This is a genomic window from Trichocoleus sp. DQ-A3 (genome assembly GCF_039961975.1).
Lineage (GTDB): Bacteria > Cyanobacteriota > Cyanobacteriia > Cyanobacteriales > FACHB-T130 > FACHB-T130.
Genome location: NZ_JAMPKC010000003.1, coordinates 527,480 through 539,665, shown reverse-complemented (window position 1 = coordinate 539,665; position 12,186 = coordinate 527,480). Strand labels below are relative to the sequence as shown.

General features: G+C 48.7%; 9 protein-coding genes and 1 pseudogene. 7 read left to right on the top strand and 3 right to left on the bottom strand.

The window, feature by feature from the left end; all coding sequences use genetic code 11:
• The 4 genes and pseudogenes from NDI44_RS08880 to NDI44_RS08865 all read left to right on the top strand — a co-directional run.
• Window positions 1-96, top strand: a pseudogene (locus NDI44_RS08880) (IS5/IS1182 family transposase); the annotation flags it as partial.
• On the top strand, window positions 93-281 hold the full coding sequence (locus NDI44_RS08875; protein WP_190410886.1) for a hypothetical protein: 189 nt from the start codon (window positions 93-95) through the stop codon (window positions 279-281). The pseudogene NDI44_RS08880 and the gene NDI44_RS08875, both read left to right, overlap by 4 nt.
• Window positions 282-356: 75 nt before the next feature.
• The gene (locus NDI44_RS08870) at window positions 357-683 is read left to right on the top strand and encodes a diguanylate cyclase (protein ID WP_190410885.1); all 327 of its coding nucleotides are present in this window, start codon (window positions 357-359) and stop codon (window positions 681-683) included.
• Window positions 684-828: 145 nt separating this feature from the next.
• Complete coding sequence (locus NDI44_RS08865; RefSeq protein ID WP_190410884.1) at window positions 829-2,013, top strand: ferrochelatase; 1,185 nt, start codon at window positions 829-831, stop codon at window positions 2,011-2,013.
• A gap of 134 nt (window positions 2,014-2,147) precedes the next feature.
• Here NDI44_RS08865 and NDI44_RS08860 read toward each other — a convergent pair whose 3' ends face one another.
• A complete protein-coding gene (locus NDI44_RS08860) occupies window positions 2,148-2,693 on the bottom strand; it encodes an NADPH-dependent FMN reductase (RefSeq protein WP_190410883.1) in 546 nt (181 codons plus the stop codon).
• A 324-nt stretch (window positions 2,694-3,017) separates the two neighbouring features.
• Between NDI44_RS08860 and ftsH the strand changes: the two genes are divergently transcribed.
• A complete protein-coding gene (ftsH, locus tag NDI44_RS08855; protein ID WP_190410882.1) occupies window positions 3,018-4,928 on the top strand; it encodes an ATP-dependent zinc metalloprotease FtsH in 1,911 nt (636 codons plus the stop codon).
• Between the two features lie 276 nt (window positions 4,929-5,204).
• On the opposite strand, the gene NDI44_RS08850 is transcribed toward ftsH, so the two are convergent.
• Entirely contained in the window at window positions 5,205-5,840 is a 636-nt protein-coding gene (locus tag NDI44_RS08850; protein WP_347275884.1) for a M23 family metallopeptidase, read from the bottom strand.
• Between the two features lie 355 nt (window positions 5,841-6,195).
• Here NDI44_RS08850 and NDI44_RS08845 point away from each other — a divergent pair, with 355 nt between their 5' ends.
• Window positions 6,196-6,570: a hypothetical protein gene (locus NDI44_RS08845; RefSeq protein ID WP_190410880.1), complete on the top strand. Its 375-nt coding sequence runs from the start codon at window positions 6,196-6,198 to the stop codon at window positions 6,568-6,570.
• Window positions 6,571-6,573: 3 nt separating this feature from the next.
• Here the strand turns inward: NDI44_RS08845 and NDI44_RS08840 are convergent, their stop codons facing one another.
• Complete coding sequence (locus tag NDI44_RS08840) at window positions 6,574-7,863, bottom strand: lipid-A-disaccharide synthase (RefSeq protein ID WP_190410879.1); 1,290 nt, start codon at window positions 7,861-7,863, stop codon at window positions 6,574-6,576.
• A 280-nt stretch (window positions 7,864-8,143) separates the two neighbouring features.
• Between NDI44_RS08840 and NDI44_RS08835 the strand changes: the two genes are divergently transcribed.
• Window positions 8,144-12,121, top strand: coding sequence for a magnesium chelatase subunit H (locus NDI44_RS08835; RefSeq protein WP_190410878.1), 3,978 nt, complete (start codon window positions 8,144-8,146; stop codon window positions 12,119-12,121).
• Window positions 12,122-12,186 lie beyond the last annotated feature (65 nt).

Below are 12,186 nucleotides of genomic sequence, written 5' to 3'. Positions count from 1 at the left end.
TTTTCAGGACGGTATCGCAACCGCAGAAAGCGCTTTGGCTTGCGTTTAAACCTAATTGCTGGCTTGCTCAACTACGAACTGGCACACCCTTCATGATTCATGCAGGAGGTCTACTGAAGAGCGATCGCATTCAGCAGAAAATTGACTTGGAAGCCAAGAGTATAAAAATCGAACTCACCGGGGAAATGAAAGAGCGATTTTTAGCACTGGTTCGCATGACAAAGCGCTGGGAAAATGCGGGGAAGCCATCTCAGCAAAATTGGAAGCAGATGCAACGCTGAATATTCAGTATTTCAGCGGCTATCAAGCGATTGAATGGGTAGATCCGGAATTTAATCTGTGCTGGGGTATAACCAGTGACAGTCGCAGAAAATCTTGCCCTAGCGCTAGCCAATTTATCGCTGTACGAAACTTTACAAAAACAAAAGGTACAATCTCGGCGTCAGCAACTGGGTACGATTTCGATCTCGCTGGGAGTTGCTTGCTTCCCGATTCATGGCAATACGGAAGAGGCAGTCATTCATGCGGTGGATGCGGCACTTTACAAAGCGAAGGCGCAAGGACGCGATCGCGTCCTTGCGTATGCCACTAGATGCAGCTCTTCCCCCGATCGCTCGCTCCTGACTTGTATCAATCATTGGATGGATGAATTGCGCATCAAAACTCGCTGCAATATTATCTAACTACTAAATTTTTTACCTTAATCCCCCCATAGGGGATGTTAACCTAAAAAAGGAGTGGTGCTTTGAGGGGATTGAATCTGTACGACAACGCGATCGCCCCAGTTTCCACTCTGATGTAGACACCATTCAAGTTGAGGAACGCGACTTGGTAGCCACCCCAGAAAAACTTCAACAAAATAACGATTCAGCCACTGGTAACGACCGCGTAGCCGTATTGCTGATGGGCTATGGCGAAGTAGAAAGCTACGACGACTTTGCCAACTATAACGAACAAGCTTTAAATCTACTCACCGCTAAGTTTGCGCCGGTACCGACGTGGATTTATCCACCACTCGCAAAGCTTTTGGCAATCTTTGACCTGCACGAGTGGAACCACCAGCACGATCATTTTATTTCCCCCCACAATGCAATTTTTGAACAGCAACGAGCGGGGATAGAAAAAAATCTACAAGAAAAATGGGGCGATCGCGTTAAAGTTTTCAAAGCCTTTAACTTCTGCGCTCCCTTCCTTCCCGAACAGGTTCTTGCTGAAATCAAAGAGCAGGGTTTTGACAAACTGCTGATCTACCCGCTCTTAGTAGTAGATTCTATCTTTACCAGCGGGATTGCGGTCGAGCAAGTAAATAACGCCCTTTCCAAACTCTCTGACGGTAGCGAACATTGGATTAAGGGACAGCGCTATATTCCCTCCTTCTACAACGAACCCGCCTACATCGAGTTGTTAGCGCGTCTAGTAGAGGAGAAAATTGCCCGCGATTTAGCAGTCGCCCACCTGCCCTCCCAAACTGCCATCGTGTTGATGAACCACGGTTGCCCTCATAAAGCTAAAGGATTTACCTCAGGCATCACTGAAAGTGAGGCACTCTACGAGAGAGTTAGAGAGAAGCTGATCAATAAATATCCGCTGATTTCAGTGGGTTGGCTCAACCATGACACTCCTCTGATTGAATGGACTCAACCCAATGCCACCCAAGCTGCTGAAAATCTAATTCTGCTGGGTGCTACCTCCGTCGTTTTCATGCCAATAGGCTTTGCTACTGAGAATCACGAAACTCTGTTAGATGTAGACCACATCCTGCATAACTTACGGCGTAAGCATCCGGAAGTGACCTACGTACAAATGGAGTGCGTCAACGACCATCCAGAATTTTTAAAGATGGCAGCAGAATGGGCGCATCCTCAGATTGAAGCTTTATTTTCAGAACAAGCTCTTTCCGTTAATCCTCAGATGGCGGCGATGCAAGCGGCTCATACCCACGACCACCACGATCACGGTCATCATCACCATGACCACGGTCATCACCACGACCACGATCACCACCATCATTAAATAATTGGGTGTTTTTTAACGCCTAGAACCACAAAGGAATAAAGCAAAGATACGCAAAGAAAAATCATCTCTGCGTACCTTTGCGATTTCCTTGGCGTACCTTTGCGTTAAAACTTCCCAATTGAAGCCGAAAACTAGGCAGCCTTTCTCAGTTTTTGGGTATTTTCTACTAAACTTTTAGCAAATTCATCAAAGCGCTCAGAAAGTTTATCATCCAGCAAGTTCCCATTAGCATCAAACGCTTTCCAAGCTTGTCCAATGGCAATTTGTTCCGGAATTACCCAAGCATGAACCCAGCGCATAATCACCCGCAGATCGTTGAGAGCGTTACTATTTGACTGACCTCCCAAGACACTAATTAAACCCGCAACTTTATCGCTTAGCTGGTCAAAGCTCATTAAATCTAAGGCATTTTTCAGCACACCACTGACACTACCATGATATTCAGGGGTTGCCAAAATTAAGCCATCTGCCTCAGCGACGGCTTTCCGCATCTTTGCAACATCCGGAAAGTCTGGAAATTCCTTTTCCCCATTACAAAAAGGCAGATTCATTTGCCGCAAATCAAGAACTTCTACCTCAGCACCAAGCGATCGCATTCGCAAAGCTGCCAAATTTAGAGCCAGCTGACTTTGAGATTCAGCCCGTAAACTCCCGCCAATTCCCACAATTTTGACCATATCAATCCTCCATGAAGATGAAAACAAGCTTTAGTAACCGCAAAAATAGTTAATTTTAGGCAATCACCTGTCACCGAGACATCGGTAGATAAATTTACGCTGATATTAAAACGTACTCGTTATGAATACGTTTAAGATAACAAGTTCCACCCAACTTCGTCAACAAAGCAGCCAAAACCAGCAAACCGATTCTCGGCAAGGCTGGAATCGAGACAGTTAAACTAGAAGATGGAAAGGTCTGCTCAACTCCTGATTTAGGCAGATTCCTCTGGAAATCCAGCAACCTAGGGGTTGAGTCAAAGCAGCAGGGAAAGGGCAATAGTTATGAACAATAATTCTGGGATCGAAGCATGGATAGGGGATCGACCGGCAAAAAGGTCTAAAGATTCCGTTAAACCAGCGCCACGACGCTTCTGGCAGATCGCCGCCAGTTTGATGATTTTCCAGGGGATGCTGCTGAGTCCTCCTGCCCTCGCCAAGGCAGAGCAGAACACCCTCACCTATGGCGATTTATTGCAGAAACTTGAGGCAAACCAAGTCACCAAAGTGGAAATTGACCCAGCCACCCGGATGGCTAAGGTTAGATTAACGGGGCAAAAGCCAACCGATCCGCCGCAAGAGGTAATGCTTCTAGAGCAAAACCCAGAATTGATCGAACAACTCCGCGACAAAAATGTCGAACTTGATGTACAACCTTCGACCGATAACACCGCAGCGGTGGGAGTAGCGGCAAACTTACTATTACTCTTCTTCTTACTGGGAGTATTAATGTTTATTTTCCGTCGTTCTAGTAATGCCTCTGGGCAAGCCATGAACTTCGGGAAATCAAGAGCCAGATTTCAGATGGAAGCCAAAACCGGCGTCAAATTTGACGACGTCGCCGGAATCGAAGAAGCCAAAGAAGAACTCGAAGAAGTCGTCACCTTCCTCAAACTCCCAGAGAAATTCACCGCCGTAGGTGCGAAAATTCCCAAAGGCGTCCTGTTAATTGGCCCTCCTGGAACCGGGAAAACATTACTCGCTAAAGCGATCGCAGGAGAAGCCGGGGTTCCCTTCTTCAGCATCTCCGGTTCGGAATTTGTGGAGATGTTCGTCGGCGTCGGTGCATCCCGCGTCCGGGACTTATTCAAAAAAGCCAAAGAAAACGCTCCCTGCTTAATCTTCATCGATGAAATCGACGCCGTCGGACGGCAAAGAGGCGCAGGAATTGGCGGCGGAAACGACGAACGGGAACAAACCCTCAACCAGCTCTTGACAGAAATGGACGGGTTTGAAGGCAATACTGGAATTATTATCATTGCCGCGACCAACCGTCCCGATGTTCTGGATTCGGCGCTGTTGCGTCCGGGACGTTTTGACCGACAAGTGATGGTGGATGCACCGGATCTGAAGGGACGCCTTGCGGTTCTGGAAGTTCATGCGCGGAATAAGAAAATCGCTCCCGAAGTCTCGCTGGAAAACATTGCTCGTCGGACTCCAGGCTTTACAGGTGCTGACTTAGCGAACTTACTCAACGAAGCTGCCATCTTGACCGCCAGACGGCGGAAAGATGCGGTTACAGAGCTAGAAATCAACGACGCCGTTGACCGGGTGGTAGCGGGGATGGAAGGCACACCGCTGGTGGATAGCAAGAACAAGCGATTAATTGCCTATCACGAAATCGGTCATGCCGTGATCGGCACCCTGTTACCCGGTCACGACGCGGTACAGAAAGTCACCCTTGTACCACGCGGTCAAGCACGAGGACTAACCTGGTATACTCCGGGTGAAGAGCAGGGTTTGTTTTCGCGATCGCAGCTGCTGGCTCGAATTACCGGAATCTTGGGTGGACGTGCAGCGGAAGAAGTCATTTTTGGCGACGACGAAGTAACGACGGGTGCCTGGAATGACTTGGAGAAAGTGACATCCCTGGCGCGGCAGATGGTCACGCGCTTTGGAATGTCGGATTTGGGGCCGCTGTCGTTGGAAACTCCGAATGGGGAAGTATTCTTAGGGCGCGATTGGGGGAGCCGTAGCGAGTATTCTGAAGAAATAGCGACTCGCATTGATACCCAAGTCAGAACAATTGTTGAGCATTGCTATCGGGAAGCTTGTCGGCTGATTTTGGAAAACCGAGTCTTGGTAGACTATCTGGTAGATCTTTTGTTAGACCAAGAAACGATTGAGGGCGATCGCTTTCGTCAAATTGTAACTGAACGCGCCCAAGTGCCTAAGAAAGAGGTAGCACTTCCTTAATTACCTTAATTAAAAGTGCTTGTTCTTTAAACAGAACACTTCTATAAAAGAACTCGTTTTCCTGAAAAAAACGGGTTCTTTTATTGCTAAGATTTGAGCCTGCCAATCTTCGGGGCGTTCCTGTATAACGTTTCTCAGTTGAGTGCAGTATATTGCGGTTTCTAACAAGTAGGGACATGGCATTGCCATGTCCCTACTGATGTATTGCACCCAGTCCTTGAATTGCTTTTGTCTTAGGTAAGAAGGATTGAGCCTAAGAAAATGTTGTCAAGTCGATCAATAATCAATCGTTCGTTGCCCCTGACGTTTCCACCATGATGTCTGACTTCTAGACGGTTGAAGCAAACGTTGCCCAACTTGCCGAACATTACCGGGTTGTTGAGCATACATTGCTTTAAGAACCTGAGCCGGATCTACATAGTTATCGCCATACTTTAATCCCCAGTGGAGATGAGGGCCAGTAGTGCGCCCAGTCATCCCTACCCGACCAATCCGGGCACCTGCTGGCACTTGTTGCCCTTCCCAAACTACAAGACCCCCGCTGCGATCGATGAAATAACGACCGCCATTGGCGGTTTCCACGCTCCCTTTCATGTGACAGTAGACGTGACGCCACGCACCGGACTCCACAGTAATTGAGGTGCCGCAAAGTCTATCTTGTGAGACTTTCACGACTTTCCCTGCCCACCAGTTACGAATGTAACTTCCTTCAGGTGCAGCAATGTCTAAGCCCCGATGGAATTCCAAACCCCCAGAACCAGAAGGAGAGCGACGGTAGCCAAATGCAGAAGTATAGCCTTGAAAATTTTCAACTGGGAAAGATGCCCCTTGCCAACTATTGCCAGTTAATGCCGAACTTGCTCTAACTTCCAATGCCTCAACTGATTTTGGCTGTAATTCTACTGCTGGCATTAACCAGGCTAAAGGCAGCCCTAATAAAAATAGAAATCGTCTTGGATGGAGAAAGCGGTTTTGAAGGTTTTGTGGTACGGACCCTTGCTGCATTGCTTTACTCTTCGTTTGCCCGAATTAAGATCGATAACCGAGAACTGTGGTGCTTATCTACGCAGCCAATTAACCGAAAGATGTTACTTTAGATTGCTGCCGTGTCAAGTTTGGCAGTCAAGCTTTGAGCTGGGGTCTGTCCCAGGGTGGAAATTGTCGGCACCTCACAACTTTTTTAGGCAGTGAGGAACAACCTATATTCACAGATTCTTGACTTTTGTTAAAATCCCTGAAGAGTAACTACTATAGTGTTGTAAAACCCATGCTGATTGAAATTCTACCGTTTAGATTCGAGCTAAATGCGACCGCGATCGCAGGTGCAGGTCTATGGTCGCTGGCTTTATATCTCGGTTGCTCTCCGGTCAGCGAATGGGTGATGGAGCAAATTAATCGCTGGTTTAACTTTGCTGAGCGATCGCTCTACACTTCACAAGAAGAATTTGACAGAACTCGCAAGGGTAGAGAAGCTCAAAATGCCTTCTATGCTTCTATTTTCAGCATTGTGCCTTTTTTCCTGATTGGCGCGGTTTGCAACTACGGAGTAGAACTTGGCTTAGGGCGCAGCTGGGCAATCAGTATGGGAATGCTGGCTTGTGTCGGTTGCGGGATCTACGAACTAGGGCGTCGTAGTGCTTAAAAATTAAGCATTTTGTCTTTCTAACTCCTCACAAACTAGCTTTGCCAGTTTTTGGGCAGCACCCGCTTCACCTCGAATGCTGCGGAGGCGATCGCGCATTTCCTGCAATTTTTCAGGATGATTTAAATAGTCCAAAGCAAATTCTGCAACTTCTGCCGCTTGGAGTTTACCGAGTAATTCTGGAACTATCTGGGTTTTTGCCCAAATATTAGGCCAAGCATATAAACGCCCTTGTTCCATGACTTTTTGCATGATAATCCAGTTGATCGCTTTGGCAAAACTAGAACCGAGAACTGGCAAATTAGCAAGTAAGCCCGGCAACCCATCCCAGCTTCGCATGGCGTCCAGTTGTTGAGTTGGCAATAAGACAATCATCGGGACGGCTAAAGCAGCGAGTTCAGCAGTATTGGCTCCTACGGTCGTAAAACACAGAGAACATTGAGATAGTAAGTCATAAGCTGGCGATCGCGTCCACAGTTCTACTCGCACTCCCGCTGCTGTTTTTAAATACGGAAGTTCTGGCGGATCGGGAGTTATGAGTTCTGCTGTTGCGCCTTTGACTAACTCAATCACTGGATTTTGCCTAGGATCGGCGAATCGAGCTAAAGTTTTTAGATCCAAAGTCGGCGCGACGGGGATCACAAAGCGAGTTTGGGGACGTTTAGCATAGATGCATTCTGCGATCGCCAAGCACAAAGGCACTCCTTGAGCAAGTTTTGCTGGTTTCGACCCAGGCAATAACCCAATCGTTTCGCCCGGATAGATTGCCTCGGAAATTTCTAATTTTTCATTTTTAGTGTTTAATTCTGCCGCTTCTGCCATTAAATCCCCGACAACCGAAAACTTATGAGCATATTTCTGGGGAATGCGGGCGATGAGTTCCGGTTTCATGACGCCAAATCGGTCAATCAAACTGTGCCAACGGGCGTCCCACTCTGCATAAATCACTGTGCGATAACCCAAGCGTCTGCCAATGACGACGGGAAAAACTTGATCTCCACCGAGAAACAGAACCACACCGCGATCGCGCCAATCCCAGTTTTCCGCCGTCTTTCCCCACAGTAAGAACTCCCAAAACTTCTCTGCCCCCTGTACTCGGTCTACTTCCGGGTAAGACTGGGCAATTTCTGCTTCTTTGCCACTCGCGTTGGGACAAGGAGACAGAACGACCGAGATCCGCACTGCCGAACGGTCATCCCCTAGTTGTTCCCGTAAAGCTTTTACCACAGGACGAACCCAGGTCGCTAACTCCCCAGGGCCATTTGAAAGAATCAAGATGTCCGATATTGGCATTCCACGCCTCTCCAAAACTTAATACTTATTTGCAAAAAAATGAGTAGGCACTTTCATATTTGTCAATAAATATAAAAAATTGTTGCAAAGTTTTTATCGAATTGTGTCAGATAATGCCCAAACCCCGCACTGGGTAAGCATTTTTTGGTAAAAACACTTCATAAGCCAATCAATCATCAGAACCCAGAATTCAGAAAGATGAGCGATCGCCTCAGACTTCTGTATCTTTAATTCTGCCTTCCAAAATAAGAGAACACGTTATCATTTGGAGCCTACGCGAATGTTCACTCACGTCAAGTCCACCATTCGCCACATTGCCCCGGACAACCTGCGGGGGCGATCGCTACTCAAGGTGGTCTATGTCGTGCTGGAGCCACAGTACCAGAGTGCCCTTTCAGGAGCGGTTCGCTCAATTAACGAGAACCATCCCGGCTTAGCCATCGAAATTAGCGGCTATCTGCTTGAAGAACTGCGCGACCCGGAAAACTACGAGGGTTTTAAGCGAGAAGTTGCGGGTGCCAATATCTTTATCGCTTCCCTGATTTTTATTGAAGACTTAGCCGATAAAGTTGTTGCGGCAGTAGAACCCCACCGCGACGCGCTGGATGTCGCTGTCGTCTTCCCGTCGATGCCGCAAGTGATGCGCCTGAACAAAATGGGCAGCTTCTCGATGGCCCAGCTGGGGCAATCTAAGAGCGCGATCGCCCAATTCATGCGGAAGCGCAAAGAAAAATCCGGTAGCGGCTTCCAGGATGGGATGCTGAAGCTGCTGCAAACTTTGCCCAAAGTTCTGAAATACCTGCCAATGGACAAAGCGCAGGATGCTCGAAACTTCATGCTCAGCTTCCAATATTGGCTCGGCGGTTCCTCAGAAAACCTGGAGAACTTCCTGCTGATGCTGGCGGATAGATACGTTCTCAAGGGTGTAGAGACGCGCCGTGGTTCGTCTTTCCAATACAAAGACCCCGTCACCTATGTTGATATGGGAATCTGGCACCCCTTGGCACCGCAGATGTTTGAGGATGTCAAGGAATATTTCAACTGGTACAACAGCCGCAACGATATTCCTGTCGATCTCAAAGATCCCCTTGCTCCTTGTGTGGGCTTAGTGCTGCAACGCACTCACCTCGTCACTGGCGACGATGCCCATTATGTAGCGATGGTGCAGGAACTCGAAGCAATGGGCGCACGGGTAATTCCCGTCTTTGCTTCCGGTTTAGATTTTTCTAAGCCAGTTGAGGCTTTCTTCCTCCAAGGAAACCAGACAATCGTGGATACAGTCGTATCCCTAACCGGATTTGCCCTGGTCGGGGGTCCTGCTAGACAAGATCATCCCAAGGCAATTGACACGCTTAAACGCCTGAATCGCCCCTATATGGTGGCACTACCGCTGGTATTCCAAACAACGGAAGAGTGGGAAAATAGCGATTTAGGGCTGCATCCGGTGCAAGTGGCATTGCAAATTGCCATCCCCGAACTAGATGGAGCGATTGAGCCGATTATCCTTTCCGGAAGGGATGGAGCCACTGGGAAAGCGATCGCCCTTCAAGATCGAATAGAAGCGATCGCGCAACGCGCCTTAAAATGGGCAAACCTGCGCCGCAAGCCAAAACTCCAAAAGAAAGTTGCTATCACCGTCTTCAGTTTCCCACCGGACAAGGGTAACGTCGGAACTGCTGCTTATCTGGATGTATTTGGTTCCATCTACGAGGTGATGAAAGCCCTCAAGCAGAACGGCTACGACCTCCCAGAACTGCCAGAGTCAGCGATGGCGTTGATGCAAGAAGTCATCCACGATGCCCAAGCGCAGTACAGCACTCCGGAACTGAATATCGCCTATCGGATGTCAACGCCGGAGTATGAAGACTTAACTCCTTACTCTCAACGGCTCGAAGAAAACTGGGGCAAACCGCCTGGACATCTCAACAGCGACGGGCAGAATTTATTAATCTTCGGCAAACACTTCGGCAACGTCTTTATCGGCGTCCAGCCGACCTTTGGCTACGAAGGCGATCCGATGCGGTTGCTATTCTCCCGTTCTGCCAGCCCCCATCACGGTTTTGCCGCTTATTACACCTATTTAGAGCGAATTTGGAAAGCCGACGCCGTGCTGCATTTCGGTACGCATGGATCGCTGGAATTCATGCCTGGTAAGCAGATGGGGATGTCTAACGAATGTTACCCCGATAACTTGATTGGCAACATTCCCAATCTCTACTACTACGCGGCGAATAACCCCAGCGAAGCCACCATCGCCAAGCGTCGCAGCTACGCCGAAACCATCTCCTACTTAACTCCCCCGGCTGAAAATGCTGGACTCTACAAGGGTTTGCAGGAATTGAGCGAGTTAATCGGTTCTTACCAAACCCTCAAAGATACGGGACGCGGCATCCAGATTGTTAACACGATCGTAGATAAGTCCCGCATGGTGAATCTGGATAAAGATATCACCCTGCCAGAGAAAGACGCCAAGGAGATGACCAGCGAGGAACGGGACACCCTGGTCGGTTTGGTGTACCGACGACTGATGGAAATTGAGTCGCGGCTATTGCCTTGTGGCTTGCACGTCGTTGGGAAACCGCCAAGTGCAGAAGAAGCGATCGCGACCTTGGTCAATATCGCCAGTCTCGACCGCAACGAAGAAGAAATTCTTAGTCTTCCCCGCATCATCGCCAACAGCATCGGACGCGACATTGACGACATCTATAAGAACAACGACAAAGGCATCTTAGAAGATGTCCAACTGTTGCAAGACATCACCCTTGCCACTCGTGCCGCTGTTTCCGCCCTCGTCAAAGAACAAACTGACGCCGATGGTCGCGTTTCCCTCGTTTCTAAGCTCAACTTCTTCAACATGGGCAAGAAGGAACCTTGGATCGAGTCCCTGCATAAAGCAGGCTATGCGAAAGTTGACCCAGAAGCGATTAAGCCTCTATTTGAGTATTTGGAATTCTGCCTCCAACAAGTTTGTGCCGATAACGAACTGGGTGCCTTACTCAAAGGCTTAGAAGGCGAATACATCCTTCCGGGGCCAGGTGGCGATCCTATCCGCAACCCGGATGTCCTGCCTACAGGCAAAAACATCCACGCCCTCGACCCCCAATCTATCCCCACCGCAGCCGCAGTCAAATCCGCCAAAGTCGTTGTAGACCGACTGCTAGAACGGCAACGGGCGGAAACAGGTGCCTATCCCGAAACCATTGCCTGCGTTCTCTGGGGAACCGACAACATCAAAACCTACGGTGAATCTCTCGCCCAAATTATGTGGATGGTCGGCGTTAAACCCGTGCCAGATGCTTTGGGACGAGTCAACAAACTGGAACTGATTCCCCTGGCTGAACTCGGACGCCCCCGCGTTGATGTGGTCATCAACTGTTCTGGTGTCTTCCGCGACTTGTTCATCAACCAGATGAACCTACTCGACCAAGCTGTGAAGATGGCAGCAGAAGCCGATGAACCCCTATCGATGAACTTTGTCCGCAAACACGCCTTACTACAGGCGGAGGAAATGGGCATCAACCTGCGTCAAGCGGCAACTCGCGTTTTCTCCAACGCTTCCGGTTCCTACTCCTCCAATATCAACCTGGCAGTAGAAAACAGCACTTGGGAAAGCGAATCTGAGTTACAAGATATGTACCTCAGCCGCAAATCCTTTGCCTTTACCTCCGACAGTCCAGGCACAATGGAACAGTCGCGTCAGATTTTTGAAGCAACGCTGAAAACTGCTGAAGTGACGTTCCAAAATCTCGACTCTTCCGAGATTAGCCTCACGGATGTTTCCCACTACTTCGACTCCGACCCCACTAAGGTTGTCGCCAGTCTGCGTGGGGATGGCAAAACGCCAGCATCCTACATTGCTGACACCACCACTGCCAACGCCCAAGTCCGTACCCTCTCCGAAACCGTCCGTTTAGATGCCCGTACCAAACTACTAAATCCCAAGTGGTACGAAGGGATGCTAAGTCACGGTTACGAAGGTGTCCGCGAACTCTCAAAACGCCTGGTAAATACGATGGGTTGGTCTGCAACAGCTGGTGCTGTCGATAACTGGATTTACGAGGATACAAATACCACGTTTATCCAAGATGAAGAGATGCGGAAGCGGTTAATGAACCTCAATCCTCACTCTTTCCGCAAAGTTGTCGCAACCTTACTTGAAGTCAATGGTCGCGGTTACTGGGAAACCAGCGAAAGCAACTTAGAGATGCTGCGCGAATTGTATCAGGAGGTCGAAGACCGGATTGAAGGAATAGAATAGTCGGTAACTGAAACTCATGTAGAGACGCGATTAATCGCGTCTCTACATGAGCTAAATAATCCAAA